Origin of the sequence: Halobellus litoreus, assembly GCF_024464595.1 — an archaeon.
Taxonomy (GTDB): Archaea; Halobacteriota; Halobacteria; order Halobacteriales; family Haloferacaceae; genus Haloquadratum; species Haloquadratum litoreum.
Map to the genome: position 1 here is coordinate 577,901 of NZ_JANHAW010000002.1, position 23,011 is coordinate 600,911.

Annotated in this window: 29 protein-coding genes and 1 tRNA gene; 9 read left to right on the plus strand and 21 right to left on the minus strand. The window is 68.2% G+C overall.

Going from position 1 to position 23,011, the window contains the following annotated elements; translation table 11 throughout:
• Positions 1 to 48: 48 nt before the first annotated feature.
• Positions 49 to 174 carry a hypothetical protein gene (locus NO360_RS10425; protein WP_256307745.1) on the minus strand — a complete coding sequence of 42 codons (126 nt, stop codon included), beginning with the start codon at positions 172 to 174 and terminating at the stop codon, positions 49 to 51.
• A 123-nt stretch (positions 175 to 297) separates the two neighbouring features.
• Here NO360_RS10425 and NO360_RS10430 point away from each other — a divergent pair, with 123 nt between their 5' ends.
• The gene (locus NO360_RS10430) at positions 298 to 558 is read left to right on the plus strand and encodes a hypothetical protein (protein ID WP_256307746.1); all 261 of its coding nucleotides are present in this window, start codon (positions 298 to 300) and stop codon (positions 556 to 558) included.
• A gap of 34 nt (positions 559 to 592) precedes the next feature.
• Here NO360_RS10430 and NO360_RS10435 read toward each other — a convergent pair whose 3' ends face one another.
• From NO360_RS10435 to NO360_RS10465, 7 genes are all read right to left on the minus strand, one after another.
• Positions 593 to 1,402: a metallophosphoesterase gene (locus tag NO360_RS10435; protein WP_256307747.1), complete on the minus strand. Its 810-nt coding sequence runs from the start codon at positions 1,400 to 1,402 to the stop codon at positions 593 to 595.
• A gap of 2 nt (positions 1,403 to 1,404) precedes the next feature.
• Positions 1,405 to 3,192 (minus strand): hypothetical protein, encoded by a 1,788-nt coding sequence (locus tag NO360_RS10440; RefSeq protein ID WP_256307748.1) that lies wholly within the window; start codon positions 3,190 to 3,192, stop codon positions 1,405 to 1,407.
• A complete protein-coding gene (locus NO360_RS10445; protein ID WP_256307749.1) occupies positions 3,189 to 4,457 on the minus strand; it encodes a Single-stranded DNA binding protein in 1,269 nt (422 codons plus the stop codon). The genes NO360_RS10440 and NO360_RS10445 overlap by 4 nt, the downstream gene beginning before the upstream one ends.
• A gap of 64 nt (positions 4,458 to 4,521) precedes the next feature.
• Entirely contained in the window at positions 4,522 to 4,857 is a 336-nt protein-coding gene (locus NO360_RS19085; RefSeq protein WP_425601425.1) for a DUF7520 family protein, read from the minus strand.
• A gap of 314 nt (positions 4,858 to 5,171) precedes the next feature.
• The gene (locus NO360_RS10455) at positions 5,172 to 6,923 is read right to left on the minus strand and encodes a cbb3-type cytochrome c oxidase subunit I (protein ID WP_256308521.1); all 1,752 of its coding nucleotides are present in this window, start codon (positions 6,921 to 6,923) and stop codon (positions 5,172 to 5,174) included.
• Positions 6,924 to 7,100: 177 nt separating this feature from the next.
• Complete coding sequence (locus tag NO360_RS10460; protein ID WP_256307750.1) at positions 7,101 to 7,520, minus strand: DUF6684 family protein; 420 nt, start codon at positions 7,518 to 7,520, stop codon at positions 7,101 to 7,103.
• A 67-nt stretch (positions 7,521 to 7,587) separates the two neighbouring features.
• Positions 7,588 to 7,953 (minus strand): DUF7541 family protein, encoded by a 366-nt coding sequence (locus tag NO360_RS10465; RefSeq protein ID WP_256307751.1) that lies wholly within the window; start codon positions 7,951 to 7,953, stop codon positions 7,588 to 7,590.
• Between the two features lie 133 nt (positions 7,954 to 8,086).
• Between NO360_RS10465 and NO360_RS10470 the strand changes: the two genes are divergently transcribed.
• From NO360_RS10470 to NO360_RS10490, 5 genes are all read left to right on the plus strand, one after another.
• Entirely contained in the window at positions 8,087 to 9,199 is a 1,113-nt protein-coding gene (locus NO360_RS10470) for an OBG GTPase family GTP-binding protein (protein WP_256307752.1), read from the plus strand.
• Complete coding sequence (locus NO360_RS10475) at positions 9,180 to 9,779, plus strand: TIGR04206 family protein (protein WP_345780192.1); 600 nt, start codon at positions 9,180 to 9,182, stop codon at positions 9,777 to 9,779. Before NO360_RS10470 ends, NO360_RS10475 begins: the two co-directional genes overlap by 20 nt.
• Before the next feature lie 78 nt (positions 9,780 to 9,857).
• Positions 9,858 to 10,622 (plus strand): VOC family protein, encoded by a 765-nt coding sequence (locus NO360_RS10480; protein WP_256307753.1) that lies wholly within the window; start codon positions 9,858 to 9,860, stop codon positions 10,620 to 10,622.
• Between the two features lie 127 nt (positions 10,623 to 10,749).
• Complete coding sequence (gene artA / locus NO360_RS10485; RefSeq protein ID WP_256307754.1) at positions 10,750 to 11,673, plus strand: archaeosortase A; 924 nt, start codon at positions 10,750 to 10,752, stop codon at positions 11,671 to 11,673.
• Positions 11,674 to 11,743: 70 nt separating this feature from the next.
• On the plus strand, positions 11,744 to 12,124 hold the full coding sequence (locus NO360_RS10490; protein ID WP_256307755.1) for a DUF4260 domain-containing protein: 381 nt from the start codon (positions 11,744 to 11,746) through the stop codon (positions 12,122 to 12,124).
• 51 nt (positions 12,125 to 12,175) lie between these two features.
• On the opposite strand, the gene dph5 is transcribed toward NO360_RS10490, so the two are convergent.
• The 6 genes from dph5 to NO360_RS10520 form a co-directional block, all read right to left on the minus strand.
• Positions 12,176 to 12,955, minus strand: a complete 780-nt coding sequence (gene dph5 / locus NO360_RS10495) for a diphthine synthase (RefSeq protein WP_256307756.1) — start codon at positions 12,953 to 12,955, stop codon at positions 12,176 to 12,178.
• A 72-nt stretch (positions 12,956 to 13,027) separates the two neighbouring features.
• Entirely contained in the window at positions 13,028 to 13,246 is a 219-nt protein-coding gene (locus NO360_RS10500) for a DUF8149 family protein (RefSeq protein ID WP_103991785.1), read from the minus strand.
• Between the two features lie 91 nt (positions 13,247 to 13,337).
• A complete protein-coding gene (locus NO360_RS10505) occupies positions 13,338 to 13,913 on the minus strand; it encodes a DUF998 domain-containing protein (protein WP_256307758.1) in 576 nt (191 codons plus the stop codon).
• A 36-nt stretch (positions 13,914 to 13,949) separates the two neighbouring features.
• Entirely contained in the window at positions 13,950 to 14,810 is an 861-nt protein-coding gene (locus tag NO360_RS10510; protein ID WP_256307759.1) for a cytochrome c oxidase subunit 3, read from the minus strand.
• 112 nt (positions 14,811 to 14,922) lie between these two features.
• Positions 14,923 to 15,999: a phytoene/squalene synthase family protein gene (locus NO360_RS10515; protein WP_256307760.1), complete on the minus strand. Its 1,077-nt coding sequence runs from the start codon at positions 15,997 to 15,999 to the stop codon at positions 14,923 to 14,925.
• 206 nt (positions 16,000 to 16,205) lie between these two features.
• Positions 16,206 to 16,496 carry a PadR family transcriptional regulator gene (locus NO360_RS10520; RefSeq protein WP_256307761.1) on the minus strand — a complete coding sequence of 97 codons (291 nt, stop codon included), beginning with the start codon at positions 16,494 to 16,496 and terminating at the stop codon, positions 16,206 to 16,208.
• Positions 16,497 to 16,622: 126 nt separating this feature from the next.
• On the opposite strand from NO360_RS10520, the gene NO360_RS10525 reads away from it, so the two are divergent.
• Positions 16,623 to 16,898: a DUF7111 family protein gene (locus NO360_RS10525; RefSeq protein WP_256307762.1), complete on the plus strand. Its 276-nt coding sequence runs from the start codon at positions 16,623 to 16,625 to the stop codon at positions 16,896 to 16,898.
• Positions 16,899 to 16,941: 43 nt separating this feature from the next.
• Here NO360_RS10525 and NO360_RS10530 read toward each other — a convergent pair whose 3' ends face one another.
• The gene (locus tag NO360_RS10530) at positions 16,942 to 17,643 is read right to left on the minus strand and encodes a protein sorting system archaetidylserine synthase (RefSeq protein WP_256307763.1); all 702 of its coding nucleotides are present in this window, start codon (positions 17,641 to 17,643) and stop codon (positions 16,942 to 16,944) included.
• Between the two features lie 134 nt (positions 17,644 to 17,777).
• Here NO360_RS10530 and NO360_RS10535 point away from each other — a divergent pair, with 134 nt between their 5' ends.
• Complete coding sequence (locus NO360_RS10535) at positions 17,778 to 18,224, plus strand: cupredoxin domain-containing protein (protein ID WP_256307764.1); 447 nt, start codon at positions 17,778 to 17,780, stop codon at positions 18,222 to 18,224.
• Positions 18,225 to 18,308: 84 nt separating this feature from the next.
• Here the strand turns inward: NO360_RS10535 and NO360_RS10540 are convergent, their stop codons facing one another.
• Genes NO360_RS10540 through NO360_RS10555 form a run of 4 tightly spaced genes read right to left on the minus strand, consistent with a single transcriptional unit; the run spans position 18,309 to position 21,015 of the window.
• Complete coding sequence (locus NO360_RS10540; protein ID WP_256307765.1) at positions 18,309 to 18,953, minus strand: 30S ribosomal protein S3ae; 645 nt, start codon at positions 18,951 to 18,953, stop codon at positions 18,309 to 18,311.
• Entirely contained in the window at positions 18,946 to 19,236 is a 291-nt protein-coding gene (locus NO360_RS10545) for a KEOPS complex subunit Pcc1 (protein WP_256307766.1), read from the minus strand. Before NO360_RS10545 ends, NO360_RS10540 begins: the two co-directional genes overlap by 8 nt.
• A gap of 49 nt (positions 19,237 to 19,285) precedes the next feature.
• A complete protein-coding gene (locus tag NO360_RS10550) occupies positions 19,286 to 20,530 on the minus strand; it encodes a hypothetical protein (RefSeq protein WP_256307767.1) in 1,245 nt (414 codons plus the stop codon).
• A 17-nt stretch (positions 20,531 to 20,547) separates the two neighbouring features.
• Positions 20,548 to 21,015 (minus strand): 30S ribosomal protein S15, encoded by a 468-nt coding sequence (locus tag NO360_RS10555; RefSeq protein ID WP_256307769.1) that lies wholly within the window; start codon positions 21,013 to 21,015, stop codon positions 20,548 to 20,550.
• 239 nt (positions 21,016 to 21,254) lie between these two features.
• Here NO360_RS10555 and NO360_RS10560 point away from each other — a divergent pair.
• Positions 21,255 to 21,326 (plus strand) — tRNA-Ala (locus NO360_RS10560).
• A gap of 214 nt (positions 21,327 to 21,540) precedes the next feature.
• On the opposite strand, the gene NO360_RS10565 is transcribed toward NO360_RS10560, so the two are convergent.
• Together NO360_RS10565 and NO360_RS10570 are read right to left on the minus strand one after the other, a co-directional pair.
• Positions 21,541 to 22,269 carry a hypothetical protein gene (locus NO360_RS10565; protein WP_256307770.1) on the minus strand — a complete coding sequence of 243 codons (729 nt, stop codon included), beginning with the start codon at positions 22,267 to 22,269 and terminating at the stop codon, positions 21,541 to 21,543.
• Entirely contained in the window at positions 22,266 to 23,009 is a 744-nt protein-coding gene (locus NO360_RS10570; RefSeq protein WP_256307771.1) for a cytochrome c biogenesis CcdA family protein, read from the minus strand. The genes NO360_RS10565 and NO360_RS10570 overlap by 4 nt, the downstream gene beginning before the upstream one ends.
• Between the last annotated feature and the right edge of the window lie 2 nt (positions 23,010 to 23,011).

Sequence of the window (23,011 nt, forward strand, 5' to 3'; positions counted from 1 at the left end):
CCGCGGCTGGACGACCGGAACACAGCGGCCCGGGCACGTAGCGAAGCCTCACTCCCCGAGGAATCGGAGCACGCCGCCGACGGCCGCGACGAGAGCGCCCGTGATGAAGGTACCCGGGAGCGGGAGTGCGAAGAGCAGTCCACCGGCCAGCACCACTTTCGTCGACGTTCTCATAGGGACGATTCCGTCCAGAGAGTGAAAAGGGGAACGCCGGTCACTCCCGCGGCCGATCGTTTCGGCCGCAGCCGACCTCGATGGCGGCGGAGACGTTTTCACCGCGGAGACGGATGCCGAGACGTGACTCCCCGAACTGCCTTCTGGACGGCCCTCCTCGCCTACGGCGTCCTCACGCTGGCGTCGGCCGCGGGAGCGCTCCGGATCGCGAGTCCCGGATCGGTCGCGAGCGTCGCCGCCGGCGTCCTCCTCGTCGCCAGCGCCGGATACGCGCTCTGGCGTCCCGACCGCGCCGGCGGCCCAGATGAGTGGAACCTCGTCGTCGCCGCGGCCGTCGGCGGGGCGGTCCTCTACGCGCTCGGCCTCCTCGTCGGCGCGCTTTGAGCGATGAGCGCCAGCGCCTCTACGCTCCGTCGGATCAGACGGAGCGGTACGGTCCCAGCCGGGTCCCGTCGAGGAGGAACGCCTCCGTCTCCTCCTCGACGAGGGCGGCGGGGAGGAACGGCGACAGAAAGCCCTGGCCGTCGACGTTGACCCAGGTCCCTCCGGAACGATCGTTGAACGCCGGGAAGACCACGATTTCGGGATCGCGCCAGTCGAGATCGGCGACGTCGACTCCCAGGTGCTCGGCGAACGGCTCCGGACGGAGCGGGCCGCGGAGCCACGCGCGTTCCTTGCGCCCGCCGCCGACGCTGTCTTCGAGTCGGACGGCGGGGTGCTCGTGGCCGACGCAGACGACGTCGCTCTCGACGACCTCGCGGGCGGGCCAGGTGTGGCCGTGGACGAACCCGACGCGACCCAGTCTGCTCCCGCCGCTGTCGGTGATCCGGAGTCGGTCGTCGTCGATCGATTCGAACCGCGCCGGGACGCCGACGTCGTGGTTGCCGCGGACCAGCGTCACGGGGGCGCGGTCGAGCAGGGCTTCGAGGAGTTCGTCGAGCTCCTCGGCCTCCGCGTCGTTCGACCCGCCGATACGGTGGCCCAGGTCCCCGAGCACGACGAGCCGATCCGGGGCGATCCGATCGAGGAGGCCGAGCAACCGAACTCGACGGACGGCCGCGTTGCTCTCCAGTTCGACGCCGCGCTCGTAGCGCAGGCCGGCCTCGATGCCGGCGTGGTAGTCGGCGACGACGAGCGCCCGCTCACCGCCGATCCGAGCGGTCGCCGCGGGCTCGCCCGGGATTGGCTCGACGAGCGGGGCAGGACCGACGGAGTCGAGAGGCGACACGCTCAGATCGATTTCAGCGTTCCCTCGTTGGGCTCGTAACACATCCCGCTCATCAGCGCCTCTTGGATGGCGTCCTCGACATCGTCGGGGTCCGCGCCGTACTCCTCGACGACGCTCGCGACGACGGCCTCGCGGTCGGCCCCGTCGCCGTCGTCCAAGTCTGCCATCACTGAGACGGCGGCGTCTTCGAGGTCGACGTCCGCGGCCGAGGCGTCACCGCCCGCCTCGACCTCCGATGCCGACGGGGCTTCGTCCGCCTCGTCGTCGACGCCGACGGCTGTGTCGTCGCCGGCGTCGCCGGGCGCGCGCCCGTCATCCGTCTCTGTCTCGATCTCGGACTCCAGTTCGTCGACGTCGGGCACGTCGATGTCGGCCTCCCCGGGCTCGTCGACCTCGTTGCCGGTCTCGAACTCCGTGCCGTACTCGGCCTCGATCTCGGCGCGCTCCTCCTCGTCGAGTTCGTACATCTCGTCGTCGGCGATGCCCGCTCCGGCGTCGGCCGAGGCGGCGTCCGCCTCTGTTCCGAAGTCTCCGAGGCCGCCGGACGCCGAATCGTCTCGGTCCTCACTTGGCGATTCGGCGGCGCTCTCCTCGGGGCCGGAGTCCGGCTCCTCGACGGACGACGTCGTCGGTTCGGCGGCGCTAGCCGAATCCTCGATGGCAGACTCGCTCTCCTCGTCGACGACGCTTGGCGAGTCAGTATCGCTCGGCGAGTCGGTATCGCTCTGCGAGGCGACGTCGCTCGGCGAGTCCGCATCGCTCACCGAGGCGTCGTCGCTCTCGGCGGCGACGTCCGTAGGCGGTGTTTCCGCTGCGGATTCCGTGGGTGGAGCGTCCCCCGCGGCGTCGCCGGGCGATGTCGCTCTCGGGACGTCGTCCAAACCGTCCGCCGCGGAATCAGCCCCGCTCTCTGCTGGGGCCGTCGTCTCGCTACCCGCATCGACCGCCGTCTCCGCGGAAGCCGTTTCCGCGTCGCTATCGGTGACCCCGCCCGTGGCCGCCTCCGAAGGCGACGCCTCGCCGTCCACCGAGACCGCGGCGGCGGCGTCCCCGGGTGCCGCGGACGCCGCGGCGACCGCCGGCAGCGGGCCGAGTTCTCGCTCGCCGGGGTCGTCGGGCGCGGCGGTCGGTGCCTCGACGGCGTCGCGCTCGCCCGCGACGAGTTCGAGCGCCTGGACCGCCATCTCCCGGATGCCTTCGAGGTAGTGCTCGGTCGGTTCGTAGTGGTCGACCGCGAGCGCGACGCCCTGCGCGAGCGCGGATTCGACGCCGCGGGACTCGAGCGCCGCGGTCAGGTCCTCGCCGCGGACGTCCAGTTCCAGCGCCGCGGCGGTCGTCGCGACGCGTTCGAGTGTCGCCTCCGCGGCGGCGACGACCCAGCGGTCGCGCGTGTCGGCGTCGACCTCGTTGAGGCTCTCGGGCCTGACGGAGGTGAAGATGCGGTCGGAGTCCTCCGGTTGGTACGTCCGCGCCTTACCCGTCAGCGAGACGAAACACGGCGGCGTGGCCCGATCCAGGAAGTTCATCGCGTCCGGTTGGTACTGCCCGGCGTAGGAGACGAACACGCCGGTCGGGTCGGCGATCCGCCCCCGGAGGATCTCCTCGTTGACCTGTTCGACCTCCGTGAGCGCGCCGACGGCGAACAGCCGGTTGACGCGCGCGCCGGTGGGCGTCACGACGTAGTTCGGCGCGCGCTCGTCGTCACCCTCGGAGTACGACAGCGTCGCGTCGTCGAACTCGGCGGCGAAGAGGCGCCGCGCGACCTCCCGCCCCTGGGGCGCGTCGCTCACGACCGCACCTCCGCGAGCAGCGCGCTCGCACGCGCGGCCGGTTCCTCAGTCGAGCGCTCGAACTCGCCCGCCTCGACGCTCGCGCCGTAGTCGTCGACCGAGAGGTTCCCGCGCACGCGGTACTCACGGCCGACGATGCGCTCGCGGATCTCGTCGGCGACGACCTCCTTGTCCATCGCGTCGCGGGCGGCCGCCATCGCCTCGTCCATCGTCCCGCCGTAGAGTTCCTCGGTGAGGTCGCGGTCGAGCACCGCCGTCACCGTGCCGGTGCCGTCGTCGACGATCGCCTTCACGCGCATATCGTCCTCGCCGTCGACGTCGCCGTGGCTCCGACACTGGCCGTTCTGGAGCACGCGGCCGCACTCCGGACAGCGCTCGATGAGCCCGGAGCCGTCGCGGACTTCGAGGACATTGCCGACGAGTTCGACGTCGAAGAGGCCCCCGGAACCGACCGCCTCGGCGATGCCCATCCGCGGGGCCTCGTCGTCGACATCGACTTCCCGGGCCAGCGGCGTGACCGTCGTGAACTCCGAGAGGTTCACCTGCGGGACGCCGCGGAACTCCCGCACGTAGACGTCCTCGAAGCGGAAGTCGTGGCCCTCTCGGAGTTCCGAGCGGGCCTTCCAGTCGGTGAAGGGCAGCCGTCCGGTCTCGTCGGCGACGACGCCCGAGCGGATCGTGGTCTCGCCGTCCCGGCCGTCGATGACGCGCTCCTCGGATTCGAGGACGCGCACCTCGACGTTCCGGCCGCGGTCGCCAGACCGGAGGGAAACGAGGTCCGAGTCGCCGCCGACCTCGTAGGGGGTCTCGACGGGCGTCGTCTCGACGGCGACCGTCGAGGACTGACCGACGTTCAGTTCGGGCCGGCCGTCCCACTCGCGGACGCCGGCGTTACCGACGGTGATCGAGTCGCCGGGCTCGAACCCGAAGTCCTCCCACGCCGTGTAGGAGATCTTCCCGGTCTCGTCGGCGAACTCACCCTCGCGGATGACCTGTTCTTCGCCCTGGTACTGAATCGATCGCTGGCCGACCGAGAGCACCCGAACCGTCACGGTGACGTTCCCGTCCTCGGGCGTGACATCGGCGACGTCCTTCGTCGTCGGCGTCGCGTCGCCGCCGTCGCCGCCGTGCTTCCGGCGGATGCTCTGTTTGGCTTCGTCGATCGGTACACTGTACGACAGCAGGTTCTCCAGGTCGGATCGAACCTCCGCTTTGTCAACCCCGAGGGCGGAGGCGAGCTCCTCGGCGTGTTCGTCTACGTCCATCGTCGTCGAACCTACAGCCGCCTGGAATAAAAAGGGTCGCCGCAAGGGGCAGCCGAGTGGCCCGTCAGGCGTCGTCGTCGATCCGGCCCGACACGTAGACCACGAGCGCGAGCGGAATCCCGAGCACGATGGCGAGCGTCAGCCCACCGTAGGCCGCGAATCCGAGCGGGGTCGCGGGGAACGGGACGAGGAAGAGAAAGCGCGGGGGTTCGAGCCCCTCGACGAACGTGGCGATCAGGAACCCGGCGGTCGCGGTGACGAGGACGAGTATCAGGTACAGCCCGACGACGAGCCGGGGACCGGCATAGCCGGCGCGCGGTCGCCGTTCGGAGCCGGCGTCGCTCGGAACGTCGCCGCGCCGCTGGCCTTCCTCGACGTCCGGGGAGTCTCGCTCGCTCACGTCGAAAGCTGACGTGTGGACGCGGTTAAGCGACCCGCTCTCGACCGACCGACGCACCTTTGAGCACGCGCCACGAATCACGTGTATGAGTGATGGAGACCTGCTCGGAGTCGTTCTCGGAGCAATCGCGATCCTGATGTTCGCCACCGGACTCTTTCTCGCGTTCTGATCCCGTCGACGATCGTCGGGAGTCGGCGGCGATCGATCGCCGCGGTTCGGGCTGAACGTGGCCGTCGGCTCAGACCGGATCGACTCTCCGCGATAGTGCCGTCAAAAACGTCGAAAGCGTCGAAAAGAGGCGGTTCCTGCGCCAGTTACGTGTCGGACGCGGCGTCGTCCGCGTCGTCGACGTGGCCGCCGTCCGTCAGCGCTGCCTCGTCGTCCGCCTCACCGCCGTCGGCGATCGCCGTCTGCTGCTTCTGGTCGAACCAGTCCCACTCGGCGGTGTAGAGGCCGGACTGCCGGAGGTTCCACGGGTCGCCGTCGTCGATCTCCGGACCCTCGAGCCACGACTGGACGAAGTTCCAGACGAAGATGATCTGCCCGACGAGCAGTATCAGCGCGCCCAGGGTCGCGAGCTGGTGCAGCGTCGCGAACTGCGGGAGGAACGTCGCGTACCGGCGCGGCATCCCGCCGTACCCGAGCAGGATCATCGCGAAGAACGTGATGTTCGTCCCGATCATCGACAGCCAGAAGTGCGCCTTCCCGAGGGTCTTCTGGTACATCCGACCGGTGTACAGCGGGAACCAGTAGTAGAGTCCCGAGAACCCGGCGAAGGCGATCGCGCCCATCACGACGTAGTGGAAGTGCCCGACGACGTAGTAGGTGTCGTGCAGCACGAGGTCGATCGGGATCGACGCGAGGAAGACGCCGGTGACGCCCCCGATGATGAAGTTCGAGACGAACCCGACCGAGAACAGCATCGGAGTCGTGAGCCGAACCCGACCGTTCCACATCGTCGTGATCCAGTTGAACGTCTTCACCGCGCTCGGTATCGCGATCGCGAGCGAGACGGCCATGAACGAGGCGCGGAGCCGCGGGTCCATCCCCGTCGCGAACATGTGGTGCGCCCAGACGCCGAAGGAGAGCACGCCGATCGCGAGCGTGGAGTAGACGACGAACTTGAACCCGAACAGCCGACGCCCCGAGAACCGCGGGATCACGTAGCTGACGATCCCCATCGGCGGCAGCACGAGGATGTAGACTTCGGGGTGACCGAAGAACCAGAACAGGTGTTGCCAGAGGATCGCGCCGCCCTCGCCGGAGAAGAACGTCGTTCCGAAGTTGCGGTCGAACAGCAGCATCACGATCGCGCTGCCCAGGAGCGGGAACGCGAACAGGATGAGCCCCGACTGGGTGAGGATCGTCCACGAGAAGATGTCGAGGTTCGCCCAGGAGACGTCCTCGCCGCGCTCGGTGAAGATGGTCGCGATGAAGTTGATCGATCCCATCGTCGCGGAGACGCCCGAGAGGTGTAGTCCGAGGAGCATCAGGTCGACACCGGCGTTGGCCTGGTTACCCGCACCCGCGCCGGTCGACAGCGGCGTGTACATCGTCCAGGCCGTCTGGGCCGGGATGACGTCCGGCAGCGGGAAGAAGCCCGCCCAGATGAGCAGCGCGGCGGGCGGGAGCAGCCAGAACGCGATGGCGTTGATCCGCGGGAACGCCATATCGTCGGCCCCGATCAGCAGGGGGACGAGGTAGTTCGCGAACGCCGCGATGATCGGCGTCCCGAAGAGGAACAGCATCGTGATGCCGTGACTCGTCAGTAGCGAGTTGTAGAACGTGTTCGAGATGAGCGACATCCCGGGATCGATGAGTTCGATCCGCATCACGACGACCATCAGTCCACCGACGGCGAACGCGATGAGTCCGTACGCGCCGTAGAGGATGCCGATGTCCTTGTGGTCGACCGTCGTCAGCCACCGAATGACGCCGGACGGCTTCTCTTCGGAACCGTAGCTTTCCTTCTGCCCGAAGGCACCGCCACCCGCGACGGGGGTGTACGAGCGCCAGTTTTCGACCCGCGCGAGCCACGCGGCGACGGCGATGAGGAAGAGCCCCATAAGCACCGTCAGTGCTAACTGTCCGTTGACCTCCATAGGCAACTCTGAGGAACGAACGGTAATGAAAGGTTCGGGACGGCGCGGCCGGTCGCGGGTCCCGGAAGTGAGATACGGCACCGCTCATACGACGTATCGTTCGAGAGAGAATGCCAGAAACGATGGCGCTGCCGCCGCCGATCAGGCGTCTTCGCCGTCCGAGTCCGAAGCGGCGTCGGCGTCGTCCGCACCGTCGTCGGTTTCGTCGCCCGTCTCGCCCTCGATGGCCGCGGAATCAGCCTCGTCGGCGTCGGGGTCGACCGCCGCCGGCGCCTCGTCCTCTTCGAGCGGCTTGGCACCTCTGACGCCAGCCTGTCCCGGGAGATAGACCTCGCCCGACTGCTCGCTGCCGGCGACCGCTCGGCCGGCGAAATACGTCAGGATCGCGAGCAGCACGAACGGCACGGCCAGCAGTCCGAACTGGATCGCCGACGCGAGCGGGTCGATGCCGAACGGGGCGATCACCGCGAACGCGACGACGAAGAACGCGATGATGAACAGGGGGACGACGTTGACCGTGAGGTCCAACAGCGTGTCCCGATCGAAGATCTTGTTCGCCATACCTGCCTCTTCCGGTGGAGAATCAAATAGGTTGTTGGTTTGCGGCCGGGAGGCCGACGTCACCGCGTCAGTAAGACGGCTCTCGGGTAGGGCTGAACAGCGTGCCGGCGACGCCGGCAGCGACGAGGATCGCGGCCGCCGCGACGATCGCCAGCCCGCGGTTCGGGAGCCCGATGCGGGTGAACATAAACGCCAGCCCGAGCACCGCGAGCGGCGCGGAAACGCCGATCAGCCCGCGCCACGGCGTCCGGGCGTAGCCCGACTCCGTGGCCATCCCGGCGACGCTCCCGCCGAAGAGGAGGAGCCCCCCGACCGCGAGCGGGAGCAGGCCGAAGAGGATGCCGAGTTCGGCGATCGGGATGCCGAGTGCGATGAACACCGGCCACGGACTCGCCATTCGATACTGCTCCGAGAGCCCCGGTTCTGCGTCCATTACCGGCCTTACGTCCCGAGACGTACAAAGGGCTTCGATTTTCACCCCGTTCCAGAGAACGGGGCGGGCGCGACCCGTCGGACCCGCTCGGAAAGAACAGGTTTTTCGACGCAGATGGCCGAACGGTAACACGATGGGACTGGAGGAAGAGATCGAAGAGATCCGCGAGGAGATCGCCGAGACGCCGTACAACAAGTCGACCGAGGCGCACATCGGTCGGCTGAAGGCGAAGCTCGCGGAGAAGAAAGAGAAACTCGAAAACCAGTCCGGAAGCGGCGGCGGTCACGGTTACGCGGTCGAGAAAACCGGCGACGTGACCGTCGCCCTCGTCGGCTTTCCGAGCGTCGGCAAGTCGACGCTGATCAACGCGCTCACCAACGCCGACAGCGAGGTCGGCGAGTACGAGTTCACGACGCTCGACGTCAATCCGGGGATGCTCAAACACAACGGCGCGAACATCCAGATCCTCGACGTGCCGGGCCTCATCGAGGGCGCGGCAGGCGGCCGCGGCGGCGGCAAGGAAGTTCTCTCCGTCGTCCGGACCGCGGACCTAGTCGTCTTTCTCCTCTCGGTGTTCGAGATCGACCGCTACGAGCGGCTGAGCCAGGAGTTGTACAACAACAAGATCCGCCTGGACGCGTCGCCGCCGAACGTCACTATCTCCAAGCGCGGGAAGGGCGGCATCCAGGTGACGACCGCCGACGACGTCGACCTCGACGAGGACACGATCGCCGGCGTCCTCCGCGAGCACGGCTACGTCAACGCCGACGTGACCGTCCGCGGCGACATCACGATCGACGAACTCATCGACGGCATCATGGACAACCGCGTCTACCTGCCGTCGATCGTCGCCGTCAACAAGGCGGACCTCATCGACCGCGACTACCTCCCGACGGTCGAGGAGGACCTCCGCGAGGTCGGGGTCGACCCCGACGACGCCATCTTCATCAGCGCCGAGGCCGAGAAGGGCCTCGACGCGCTGAAGGAGGAACTCTGGGACGCGCTGGGGCTCATCCGGGTGTATATGGACAAGCCGGGCCGGGGCGTCGACTACGACGAACCGCTGGTGCTGATGGAGGGCGAGAACACCGTCGACGACGCCCTCGACAAACTCGGCGGGACGCTGGACGAGCGGTTCCGGTTCGCCCGCGTCACCGGTCCGAGCGCGAAACACGACGAACAGCAGGTCGGCCGCGATCACGAACTTCAGGACGAGGACGTCCTCCGTGTCGTCGCCCGGAAGTGACGCCGGCGGCGACGTCGGGGCCGACGGGAGGGACGCTCGCGGCGACGACGCCGGGACCGACGAGAGTGGCACTCCCGGCGCCGCGGACACCGACGCCCGCGTCGAGGCCCGGTTCGCCCGCGTCGCTCCCGGGGCGCATTCGACCGTCGGAACCGTCCTCCTGCTGCTCGCGCTGCTTTTCGTTCCCTGGTCGGTCCAGGTGTTCTCCGGCCGCGACGCGACCTTCGTGTTCGCGTGGGGGCTGCTCAACACGAACCCGCCGTCGGTGACGACGCTCTACGAGTTTCTCTTCGTGTACACGCGCGGGTTGCCGGAGTACATCCTCGCGTGGCCGCTCTCGACCGTCCTGTACGGAGGGGCGCTCGTGAGCGCCGTCTCCGGGTGGCTGGTCGGGTGGGAAGATCCGCGGGTCACCGGCGGCCTGTTGGCGGTCGCGGCGGTCGCCCAACTGCAACTGGCGTGGGGATTCTCCCTCCAGCCCACCCGCACGGCGTGGCCGGTCGGCGCGCTCGCGCTGCTGTCGGTCGCGTGGTGGTGCTACTGGCCGGCGGTTCGCGCGTCCTTCGATCCGGAGGACTGACCCGACCGACCACGATTCCGAACCGTGATCGTCCTCGCTTCAGCACCCTTTTTGATTGCGGCGACCGACCCCTCGGATATGTCCGGAGTACTCGATCACGTAATGGTGCGCGTCGAAGACCTCGAAGAATCGCTTGAGTGGTACACGACGCATCTGAACTACGAGGAGAAGGGCCGCTGGGAGGCCGACACCTTCACCAACGTCTACCTCGGCCCCGAGGAGATGCACGAGGAGGGCGCGATGCTCGAACTCACGTACAACCACGACGACCGGACCTACGAGATGGGCGACGCCTGGGGCCACATCGCCGTCCGCGTCCCCGAGGGCGAACTCGAATCCCACTACGAGCAGTTGATGGACGAGGGCGTCGAGGACTACCGCGACCCAGAGTCCTGCGGCGGTCGCTACGCGTTCGTGACGGACCCCGACGGCCACGAGGTCGAGATCGTCCAGCGCGACCCCGACCTGCCGACGTGGAGCCTCGATCACACGATGATCCGCGTCGAGGACGCCGACGAGGCGATCGGCTTCTGGACCCGGAAGTTCGAGTACGAGCAGCCCCGTCGCTGGGAGTCCGACACGTTCGCGAACTACTTTATGAAGCCCGAGGGCGCCTCGGACGCCGCGATGACCGTCGAACTCACGTACAACTACGACGGCCGCTCGTACACGATGGGCGACGCCTGGGGGCACCTCTGCGTGCGCGCCGACGACCTCCACGACTACTGGGAGACGCTGCTGGAACGCGGCGCCGAGGACTACCGCGACCCGGCCTCCTGTGACGACCGGTACGCGTTCACGACGGACCAGGACGGCCACGAGATCGAGATCCTGGAACCCTGAGCGGTCGGACGCCGTTCCCCGGGCCCCGGGTGCTGAGACGTCGTGATCGGCGTCCCACCGGCGCGGTCTGTCGACCGCGACGCACGGAACGGCAAGGGATTTATTGGTCAACCTCGTTCTGTCGCCTATGCCCGGCTTGCTCTCCGACGCACTCGCGTGGGTCGTCATCCTGACGTTCGCCGTCGGAGCGCTCTCGATCGACCGAAACGAGCGGTTCGCGCGCTACGCCACGGTCGCCGCGTGGATCGGCTTCGCCGTCTTCTGGTTGCAACTGGTCCCGCACTTCGCGTTCGTCCACAAGAGCTACGTCGAGGGGATCCTCTCTGTCGCCGCCGTCCCGGCCTCACTGTACACCGGCTATCTGCTGTGGGGCGGCCGCGACTCGCTGTTCGTCCTCTCGCGAGCGGTCGCCGCGATGGGGCTGATCTACCTCCCCTTCGAGACGATTCCGGCGTTCACGCTCCTGGGCCTCGCCGTTCCCGCGCCCCGCGGCGTGCTGATGGAGACCGTCGCCGACCAGACGGCGTTCCTGGTGAACGCCCTGGGCTACCACCCGGAGATGATCGTCGGCGACCAGGGGTTCCACAACACCTTCCTCTTCTTCGACGGCGATCACCGCCTGACCGTCGAGGTCGTCCTCGCGTGCACGGGGCTGGGGAGCATCGCCATCTTCGCCGGACTGATCAGCGCCGTGAAAGCGCCGCTCCGCCGGAAGCTCCGCGCGATGGCGGTCGCGGTGCCGATCATCTACGCCCTGAACCTCCTGCGGACGACGTTCATCACGATCACGTTCGGCAAGCAGTACATGCAGTGGTTCGTCGACGAGATTCTCCTGCTGTTCGGCTCCTCGGACCCCTACATGGTCTCGTTTTTCATCTCGGATCGGATCATCAGCCAACTGCTCGCGGTCGTGGTCCTCATCGGGATCACCTACCTCGTGGTCCGCGAACTGCCGGAGCTGCTGACGATCATCGAGGACGTGCTCTTCCTGGTGACCGGGGACGAGTACGACCTCGAAGCCGAACTCGGCCTGAACCGGCCGGGTGCCTGAACGGAACCGAGCCCGGACCGCTCGTCGAGGTCACCGGCTGATATTTCCCGCGGGGAAGCGTAGGGGACGTATGCATCCTCATTCGTTTCTTCGGCTCGAAGGGTTGACCGTCCTCTGTGCTGCCCTCGTCGGCTACGTCGCGCTCGGCGGGCCGATCTGGCTCCTCGCGCTCCTCGCGCTCGCCCCCGACGTCGCGATGCTCGGCTACCTGGCCGGCCCGCGAATCGGCAGCCTCTCCTACAACGTTGCCCACACTTACGCGCTCCCGCTCAGCCTCGGCGCGGTCGGTCTCTGGCTCGGGGTCGATGTCGCGGTTCTGGTCGCACTCGTCTGGGCGGGGCACATCGGCGCGGATCGACTCGTCGGGTACGGTCTCAAGTTCGACTCCGGGTTCAGCGACACTCACCTGTCCCCGCAGTCGGCCGTCGACCCGGTCACCGCGGGCAAGTAGCGGCCCCGGATGGGTGGAACGGCAGATCGGCCCGCGGCCGCTCGCCACGACTCACCGCTCGGTTTCGGCCAGGACGTCGTCCGGCGCGCCCCCCAGCGTCGCGAGCGCGTCGGACTCGAGGTGGTGGAGGTCGCCGGGGATCACGAGCAGGTGCAGCGGGTCGCCGAAGTCGCGGTCGGCCAGCGCCGAGAGGCGGTCGGCCGCGACGGTAGGGTCCGGGCTTCCGGCGCGGGCGACGGCGACGCCGAGGGCGTCCGCCCAGTCCGCCGCGAGCATCTCGGCTGCGACGTCGGCGGTCATATACTCGTCGCGCTCGGCCTTGATGTCGAGGTAGACCACGGTGTGGAGGCCGCGCTCGCGGTTGGCCTCGATCGAGTCGACCACGCTCTCGGGGACGCCGTCCGCCCCGTGGGCGTAGGGAAACGGCAGCGTGACGGCCTTCCCGAAGCGGTAGTTCTGGAGCCCGGTGAGGCCGCTGGCGGCGGTCTGCGCCGTGACACCGTGCACGACGCGGGTCTCGATGCCGCGCTCGACCGCTCGGAGTCGGAGGTCGACGTGCGTCGTCGAGATCATCGTGTCGCCGGCGGTGAGGAAGGCGACGTGCTCGTCCTCGGCAGCGTCGAGGATCGCCTCGGGGTGCTGTTCGACGCCCGCGCGGTCCCGGACCTCGATGTCGACGCCGTGCGCCGCCGAGAGGTCCTCGACGGTCGCGCCGACGAGGTGACTCGTGTAGAACTCCGCGAACGCGCGGTCGACGTCGGCGAGCGTCTCCCGTCCCTCGACGGTGATCGAACGCTCGTCGTAGAGCCCGAGACCGATGAACGTGAGCATAGAGTCTCTGGGCGGGCGGTGGGTAAAAGCGGCCTGAAAGACGGTCGGCCGCGGGGTAGCGATCTCGGGGGGCTATTCGGCGTCGAGCAGTCCGAGGTCGTCGGCGACGGCGTCCGCCAGGGCGTCGGCGAGCACCGGGTCGACCTGGGCGATCTCCTCGCCGTCGTGACGGTGGTCGTTGTGCGTGTCGATGGACTCACGGAGTTCCGACAGCGGCACTCGCGAGGTCGTCCCGCAGTCCTCACAGACGATCGGGACTGTCGGCTCGTCGTCGGTCTCCTCGTCGGTCATACCCGACAGTCGGACGACAGCTGTGAAAACTGGTCCGGTTTCCGCGGGCTGCGGTCGACCAGCAGCGCGACGAGCGGGCCGGTGTGAGCGCTCACCGACGATCGCGACGCCACCACGACTGTGAAGGCGGCGCGAGCACCAGCAGCCACGCGCCGAACATCACGACGCCGCCGAGTTCCGGCAGGGCGAAGCCGTCGCCGGGGCGGATCCCGTACGACCACAGTATCCATCCGGCGACGTGACCAGCCGCGAGCAGAAGGCTCACGCGACCGGTCGGAGACGCGCGCCGCCGCCAGCCGTCGAGTGTCACCGTCGCCGTCGCGAGCAGGAAGAAGGCGATCGCGGCGGGGAAGTGCGGCTCCGTCCCGGCCGGAAAGACGCCGACGAGCGCCATCGCGAGCAGCGAGAGCGCGTAGCCGACGCCGAGAGGGGACGAATGCGGGTGAAGCGCGAGCGCGTACGCGAGCCCGACCGCCGCGCCGCCGACGAGGCCGCCGTTGAAAAGCAGCGCGACGAGCGGGTCGGCGGCGACCCCGAGGTCAGAGAGAGCGCTCTCGGTCCACGAGAAGGTCGGCGAGAGAAACGTCGCTGCCAGAATAGTCGAACTCGTGAAGACCGCTCCGGCCGGTCCGGCGAGGCGCGCGGCGGGCGAGTCTCCGGCTGTCATCGAATCACCGCGAGAAACGGAACCGGTTCGCCGCAGTTACGCGCCGACTTCCGCGCCGACGTACAGCACGACGACGAGGAACACCCAGACGACGTCGACGAAGTGCCAGTACATCGACGCTGTGCTGACGGAGACGTGCCGTTCGGCGGAGTACTGCCCGAGCAGCGCCCGGACGAAGACGATCCCGATGAGCACCGCACCGAGGCTGACGTGGAGCCCGTGGAGCCCGGTGAGGCCGAAGAACGCCGAGGCAAAGAAGCCCGACGTCAGCGTGAAGCCCTCGTGGATGATGAACTCGTAGTACTCGTAGATCTGTCCGCCGATGAAGATCACGCCGAGGAGGAGCGTCACGGCGAGGCCGCCGATGAACTTCGTGCGGTCGTCGTTCCGGATCGCCACGTGTGCGTAGTGGAGCGTGATCGACGAGAGGATCAGGATGAGCGTGTTGCCGATGACGAGCGAGGTCGTCAGGTTCGGCACTCCCACGAAGATCGAGCCCCAGTCGCCGGCGCGGATGTAGAAGTAATAACCGAACAGTGCGCCGAACGTCGCGAGCTCGGATCCGAGGAACGCGAGCATCCCCCAGCGGAGCTTGTTCGCGCTCTTGGCGTCGGCGTCGCGCTCCCAGAACTTGATTACGAAGGCGTGATACACCCAGCCGTACAGTCCAACCAGAAAGATTCCGATCGTGGCCACGAGCGCGGCCGGCCCGGCGATCGGGCTGACGATCGCCCCGTCGCCACGTCCGAGGATGTACAGCGCGGCCGCGACGTAGACGCCCGCTGCACCGAGTGCGGTGACGAACGGCCACCAACTCGCCTCACCGAACCCACGGGGCCAGTCCTCCACGGCCGGAAGGTGGTGTCCGTGGTCGTCGTGTGCTTCTTCGGTACCCATAGGCGTCCGTTTCGATCCGACGACTAAAAAGCCTCCCAAAACACGCGGCCGCAGATCCGATCCCGACGCCGTCGATTCCGTCCTCCGGCCCGCCGGCCACCGTCGTCCCGTCTCAGTCGGCGTTCGACGGCGACGCGTGGTACGGACCCGCCGCGATGTCCCGCCGGAGTTCGTCGAGCGCGTCCCGACTGCCGCCGTTGCTCATCTCGGTGACGACGGCGAGCACCTCCTGTCTGGATATCTTCACGCCTTTCGAGGAGAGCGCGTCTTCGGGCCGTGCGAGCAGTTCGCGGAGCGTTCCGACGGCGAGGAGGAACGGGATCGCCCACGCTTCGAGGGTGTTGCCGTCGCGGAGCGGCACCGTTTCCAGGTACGTCTGGGCGTCGTCGATGAAGGACCCGGCGAACTCGGCCGTCCGGCGGACGACCGACGCGGCGCTCGCCTCGTGGCTGTCGTCGATGACTTCCTCCTGCGGGACGCCGACCTCGCGGAGCCACTCCGCCGGGAGGTACACGTTGTCCTCGGTGGTGTAGTCGTCGTAGACGTCCTTCGAGATGTTGACCAACTGCAGGAGGAGGCCGAACTCCTCGGCCGTGTCGTATAGGCGGCGGCGGCGATCGGCCGCGACGTCGTGCCGCGTCACGAGGTTCGTGATGAGGTTCCCGACCGTCCCCGCGGCGTAGTAACAGTACTCTTCGAGTTCGCTGCGGGTCTGGATCCGGAGCCCCCCGTGGTCCTCGTAGCGCTCGACGAAGTCGGCCATTCCCTGAACCAACTCCCGCGCCGGCGGGACGACCGCGTTCTGGACGTCCTCGGGGAGGCTCTGGAACGTCCGCAGGACCCGCGGCGAGTCGCGCACGACCGCCCAGTCGTCGGTCAGCTCCGCGTCGTCGGGGAGGTACGGTTCGACGTCGTTCGCGAACGTCTCCGGGGGCGTCTCCTCCTCGGGATCGAGAACGGCGTCGTAGGTCCGGAGCAGTTCGGCCTGTTCGGTCGCCGGGATGTGCGAGGCGTCTTCGACGGTGTCCGCGATCCGGCAGACGAGATACCCGAGACAGATGTACGACGACATCGGTTCGTCGAGCACGTCCACCGTGAGCGCGAAGGTACGAGACACCCCCTGCACCGATTCGTGACACCACTGGAGATCGGCTTGGTCGACTCGGGGGCGTTCATCCTGCTGAGACATTCGGAGTGTGAGCCCCTACGGAGGGCGGGATAAAAAGCTTCGTGGGGTTGATCGGTGCGGCGTCGGTACCGCGGTTTGGATCGGAACGAGCTGCTAATCGGCTCGTTCGGAACGAGTTAGCGCCGTTCGGGCGTGAACGGATGTGCGATCGGGCGGCAATCGTCCCCCGTGACGGCGGCGACAGCCCGCCGTCGACGGGGCTTCCTTCAGTCGGCGTCGCGCCCGTCCAACCGCGCGGTGAGCCACGCGTGATGGGATTCGACGCCCGCGATCCCGGCCTCCGTGAGCCGGTACACGTCGTGGATCCCCTCCGTCTCGCAGTCGACGAACCCGCGGTCGACGAGCGCGTCGAGGCTGCCGTAGAACGACTGCGGGTCGAGCCGGGTCTCGTAGTGTCGTTCGAGCGCCGTCTTGAGTTTCTGTCCGCGGAGTTCGCCCGTCTCGTAGAGCAGTGCGCACATATCCCGTCGCCGCCCGCTCTGGAGCCACCGCGCCATCGTCGGCGGGAGGGGCCGAGCGGACACGTCACTTTCGGTTCGCCGTCCGGGTCGCTCCACGACGGGACCACGTCGAGCCCCAGTCGGAACCGGTAGGTTCGACTTTCCCGACCCCAAACGAGGGGTATGGGAGAACGCGAGGCGAGCGCGAACGGAATCACCGCGCGGTACGAGGAGACCGAGACGGAGCGACTGCTCACGTTCCGGGCCGACGGTGGAACCGCGGCGATCGCACAGAACGTCGAGGGGTACGCGATGCTGAAAGTGCGGCCGCGCGCCGACGGCGACGAACTCGAACGGTACTACGGCTTCGATATGGCGCTCGACCACGCCGCCGAACTGCTCGGCGTCTCGGCGCACGACCTGCCGGTCCCCGACGCCGCCGCGGACATGGGGATGTGAGCGCGCCGACGTCCGTCTTCCGACTGCGAACGACCGATACTACTCAGTCCCGACGCCAGTAGAACCGCGGTCCGAGAAAGAGGTACGCGAGCGAGAGGAACAGCAGTCCGAAGGCGAACCCCTCGCCGATGGCGCCGACGAGCCGCTCGCCCATCCGGCCGCCGAGGAGGATCGCGGCCGCCTGGACGATTCCCATCACGAGCGCGTCCTGCGCGTGCAGGTCCGGGTACGTGATCGGTGCGAGCATCAGCGCCGTCAGCAGGTAGACCAGCGGGACGAGGACGATCGGACTCGTGAACCCCGCGAGCACGGTCGCACCGATGATCGTCGCGGCGAGCGTCGTCTGGACGCCCTCCGTCTCGGCGGCGTCGCTGTCGTAGGCGGTGTAGAGTCCGAGTCGGGTGACGGCGGCGGCGACGAAGAGCGCGCCGCCGGTCAGCGCGAGTAGCCCGCGCCACCCGGTGAGCCCCCACGAGGTCGACACGGCCATCGAGACCAACAGCGCGGGCGCGACGCCGAAGGAAGCCACGTCGGCCAACGAGTCGAGGTACGGCCCGACGTCCGTCCCGCCGCGCCGTCGCGCCACCACGCCGTCGAGCGCGTCCGCGATCGCGGCCAAGAGGAGGAGCCGCGCGGCGAGTTCGACGTCGACGGTGGCGGCGACTGCCGCGAGAAATCCGAGCGCGGCGTTGGAGACGGTCACCGCGTCGGCGAGGCCCACCCGACCGACGAACCGCGGTTTCATACCTCCGCCCTCTCGGAGGACGGGTTTACCTCTTTACATCCGGGGCGGGAATCGGCCTCCGATCGGCCACCGGTCAGCGTATCCGCCGCGTCCGGACCGCGCCACATTTAGCGCTCGCACCCCGAGTGTGAACTATGACACGGCAGCGAGCGTCGGACGGCCCTCGACTCTCCAGACGGCGCCTCCTCGGCGGGCTCGGCGCGGCGGCAGCGACGGGGCTGGCCGGCTGTTCGGCATCGGGCGCGGAGGACGACTACGACGTCGGGATGACCGCCGTCGCGTTCGACCCTCCCGAATTCACCATCTCCGTCGGGGAGACGGTCGTCTGGCGGAACACGAGTTCCCGCGGACACACCGTCACCGCCTACGGCTCGGGGATCCCCGAGGACGCCGAGTTCTTCGCCAGCGGCGGCTACGAGACGACTCAGGAGGCCCGCGACGCCTTCACCTCGGAGTTCGGCGGGGCCATCGACAGCGGCGAGACGTGGTCCCACACCTTCGAGGTGCCCGGCGAGTACGAGTACTTCTGCATCCCGCACGAGCAGGCGGGAATGGTCGGGACCATCGTCGTCGAGGAATAGCCCGGCTACCGCGATCGCGGGTTCGATAGCGGCGTCGCTCCCGAGGTGGCTATCGGCGAAAAAACGAATCGTCCGCGGACCGAATCAGGCGTCGTCGACCGCGACGTCTTCCTCGTCGACGTCGACGGCGGCCTCTTCCTCGGCGGCGACCTCTTCGGGCCGCGCTTCGAGGGTGAGCTTCTGTACCTCGACCCGGCGGAGCGGGTAGATCGTCTTCGCTTCGCCGTAGATGGCCGAGGAGAGCCGCCCCTCGATGACGCTGTCGACGAGTTCGTCGAAGGTCCGCTCGGCGGCGGCCTCCTCGACGAGGTCGATCATCACCCGACGGATCGCCTTCTCCTGGCTGCGGTCGGCCTTCTTGGTCGTGAAAGCGACGGGCTGGAGCTGGACGCGGTAGTCGTCCGTCGTCAGCACCGTGATCGCGACGTCGACCTTCGAGGCCCCGCGGCGGACGAGGCTGCGGACGTAGTCGCGCGCGAGTTCGTGCTTGATAAACTCGGTGTAGGCCGCGTCGCTCGTGACCTCGTTCACCTTGAAGGTGAGCTTCGTGTTGTTCTCGCCCTGATCGCCGGTGATGTCGCCGAGGGTCACCTCGACGGTCCGACCGTCGACCTTCTCGGGTTCGTCCGCGAAGGTCGAACCGATTTCGGTCCGGTCGAACTGCTCCGGCGCGATGAGGGTGTACCATCGCTTGCCGCTCTTCTGCTTCGAAACTGATCGTTCACTCATAGATGTGTGTCCGTGTCGTGTCGACGATGGCGTCTGCCACCGTCAGGTTGACCACGGTGTCGTCCACCGTGGACTGCAACCCGCCGACCGTCTCGCGGGAGATCCGCGTCGTGAGCGTGTCGCCCTCGACGGTCGTCTCCATCGAGTCGGTGTTGTCCGGACGAACCGCCGCCGCCACCGTCTCGGCGTCGGCGTGGGTCGTCCTGAGGCGGGCCGTCCGCGACTCGCACTCGCGAGCCGCGTCCGTCGCGTTCGGTTCCGTCTCTGTGCTGTCGTTCGTCATCGTCGTGCCTCCGAGTCGGTCTCCGCCGCTCCGTGCGCGTCTCGTCGAGTCATTTCGACGCCTCCCTGATCGCGGCGATCACGTCCGCTTCTTCCGTCGCGGGATCGAAGCGGGCGATCGCCCGCCTCGGACCGCCGGACCACGCCGCGCTCTCGGTCGGGAACTCCGACGCGAGCGCCGCAGCGGCGTCGTCCGCACCTGATTCGGGCGCGGACAGCGCGGCGCGGCCATCGTCGAGTGCGGCGACCAGCGGCTCCGGCGATCGGAAGTCGCGGACGAGTCGAGCGACCGTCCGCAGTCGGCCGAGCGTGGCGCCCTCGTCGCCGCCGTTGTCGCCCTCCATATCCTCGGCGCGGACGTCCGCGCGGACGACGTACACGCCGTCGTACCGGCCGGTGTGGGCCGTATCGACGGCGCGGTGAACCGCAGCCGCGTGGTCGCGCCACGCGTCGAGCGCGGCGGACCGTCCCCCGTGTCCGAGCGCGAGGGCGACCCCGACGCCCGGGCGTTCGACCGCGACGGCGTTCAGCACGTCGGCCAAACCGCCGAGCGTCGCCATCGGGCCGTCGGGCGTCGCGTACGGGCGAAGCAGCCGTTCGACCGCCGTCGCACCGCGCGGCGTCGACTCGTCGTCGCCGGCGACGGCGAGCGCGACGAGCGAGGCGATCGAGCGCCGCGTCTCCTCGTCCTGCGCGTTCGAGTCCGGTTCCAAAACCGACGAGAGTTCGGCCCTGGAAGCGTCCTCGGTGCCCGAAAACGCCGCGTGTACCAGCGTCGAGTGGGCGAGTCCGTCGACGACGTCGTCGACGGGGATCGCAACGCCCGCACGTCGCTCCATCGAACCCGCGTCGGTCGCGGTTTCGACGAGCGGGGCAGCGACCGAATCGGGGTGCGCCCCGGCGGCGACCGTTCCGGCCAACGCCAGGATCGGATCGATGACCCCGTCCGAGCCGCGTCCGGGGTCGCCGACGAGCGTCGTCGCCACCTCGTGTGCGCGGAGGCTCGCCGGTCGACCCTCCGCGTCGATCGTGACGTCCGCATCCGGCAGGTCCGAACCGACTGCGACCAGCAGTCCATCGTCGCTGTCCGTCGATACGTCGGTGCCGAGCGAGGCGACGCGAACCTGGAACGGAACGTCGACGCCGCGGAGCGCGCGCGCGAGGAGCCCGGCGGCCGCCAGCGCGTCGCCGTCCGCGTGGGCGACGATGCGGGCGAACGCGGCCGAGGAGAGCGCCGCTGCGACACTCTCTTCGGGGGCGTTCGCGTCAGCGGTTGCGTCGGGCTGGGATGACATCGGAGCGATGGGGAGACTTACTCTTCGAGGAGTTTGACGGCGACGTCGTACGTGTAGGTGAAGTCCTCGTCGAGTTCGTCACCGCGGTAGTAGTCGACGAGTCGACGGATCTTCGATTCGGTGTTCTGCAGGGCGCGCTTGTTCTGCATGTCCTGCTGGTTCTCGTTGACGTGGCGACGCAGGCCGACGGCGCGCTGCATCAGGTTCCGGAGGTCTTCGGGGAGCTCCGGCGAGGCGTCGTTCTCGTCGAGAATCGTGGTGACCTTCTTGCCGGTCGCGACCTTGACGTCGGGGACGGGAACGCCCTTGACGCCTTCGTCGCGGAGCTTCAGGCCGATCTGGCTGGGCTCGTAGCCCTGTTCTGCGAGTTCGACGACGCGCGCTTCGATGTCGTCGGGGTCGACGTCGCTCCACTCCGGGGGTTCGTCTGCCACCGGCTTGTCCGAACCGGACGAGCCACGGCGGCGGGTATGCATTCGTGCCATTGTTATCGGGTTGGAACGGCACAGACCGCAGAATACGCGATGTGACGCCGCCGACGGGTGTCGACGGCATCGCACTTCCGCAATCCCAAGCCGCGCGAGCGCGGCGAGTCAGATTTGCGGCCGTGCTGTTCCCACCGGAACACACAAGCGTCCGCAAGAAAAGGATTCCGACCCGTGCTCGCGGTTCCGCAAGTCGAAGCCCTTAAGAACGAAAACGGAATACGGACGAGTGCGAACGAGGGCTCGTAGATCAGCGGTAGATCATCCCCCTGGCACGGGGAAGGCCGCGGGTTCAAATCCCGCCGAGTCCACTTCTAATAACTCCCGTGGCGAGGGACGGGAGAATCGAAGTACACGTTCTAACACGTCCGATAACGACGGTTCTAGTTCTGAGTCCGCTCCCTCACGAAAGAGAGAGCGTTTGGAATCCAAACGCGGGTCGCCGCCGTCCGGCGGTGAGTCGAGGGAGTGGCGGCCGATCTGCCGCGGCTGCGGAAGTCCGATGGATCGGGCGAGTCGGCGGCCTCAAGCCCACTCGGGGGTCTCGACGGTGGTCGTCCCGACGCGCTCGAACCGGACCGTCTGCGTGATCACTCGCGGTCCGGAACGGTACGCGACCGTCTGTCTCGTCTCGATCTGGCGAACGTACCCCGATGGATGCACGAGTAGCGTCATCGAGGCGTTCGACGTGACGTGGGTGTCGTTCAGGTTCGCGCGGACGCGGTAGAACGAGGTACCGTTCCGCGTAACCGTCTCGACCGTCGTGTTTCGACGAGTGCTATATCGGTACAGAAGCTGACGGTGGAGCGCGCTGTTGAGGCGGACGGAGGAGTTGAGCAACTGCACGTCCCGCACTCGGGTGTCGTTGCCGGAACGAATGCGAACGACCGTGTCGTTCCCGTGCCGCCACGACGTGATGCGGTCCGGGGCCCGCTGGGAGCGCTCCGGGACGTCGCCGGTGACCGTTCGCGTCCGAACGGCGCTCGCTCGCACGGGGGAGCGCGGATCGACTCGCCACGTTCGGTTGGTGACCGTCCGGAACGTGTCGTTGGCGTCTCGAACGGTGGTCGTCGATCGGACGGTGAACGTCTGCGATCGGAGCGTCTCCGTGTGCGCGCGAATCAACGAGTTAGAGTCGGTTACCTCGCTCGACGTCAGTTCCGGCGACGACGGCGAGTCGATCGGTGCGGTGCACCCGGCGGTGAGCAGCAGGCACGCGACGCAGATCGGGACGAGGTACTCGCGAGGATTCACTGGGGGAGCACCTCCGGGAACCCGTAGAAGTAGTAATAGATCTCCGCGACGCCGGAACAGACGAGGAGCGCGCCGGCCACGCGGTAGATCGTCCGGGTGTGGGATCTGAGCGCCGCGGTGATCGACGACCCGCCGAGGGCGGTCGCGCTCGTGAAGGCGGTCAGGACAGCACTCATCCCGAGCGCGTACGTGAGCGCGACGCCGACGCCGAGCACCGGCCCGGCAGCGACGCCCCGGAGGACGACCGCGATGAAGAGCGGCGCGGTACAGCCGGCTGCCGCCCCGGCGTAGAGTGCGCCGAAGAGAAAGAACCCGCTGAAAGACCGCTCTCGCTCCGGCAACTGAACCACCGACAGGGAGGGCTCCCACCCGATCATCATCAGACTGCCGGCGAGCACGAACACGCCCCCGACGACGAGTTCCATAACGGCGATGTCGGCGAGCGCCTGCGCCCCCAGAAACGCCGTCGTGCCCGCCAGGCCGACGTATACGACCGTCATTCCGGCGCCGGCGAGCGCGCTCAGGAGTACTGCCCGCCCGATCGGGCGACGAACGCGCGAGACGACGGAAGCCGAGGCCGCCGTCCGGGACGCGGTTCCGCCGCCGGTGTTAGAAACGGTATCGCTGAGGAAATACGAGAGGTAGCCCGGGAGCAGCGGAAACGCACACGGGGCGAAGAACGTGGCGGCCCCGGCGGAGAACGCGAGTCCGAAGAGCGCGGGGGTAGCGAGTCCGGTCATTA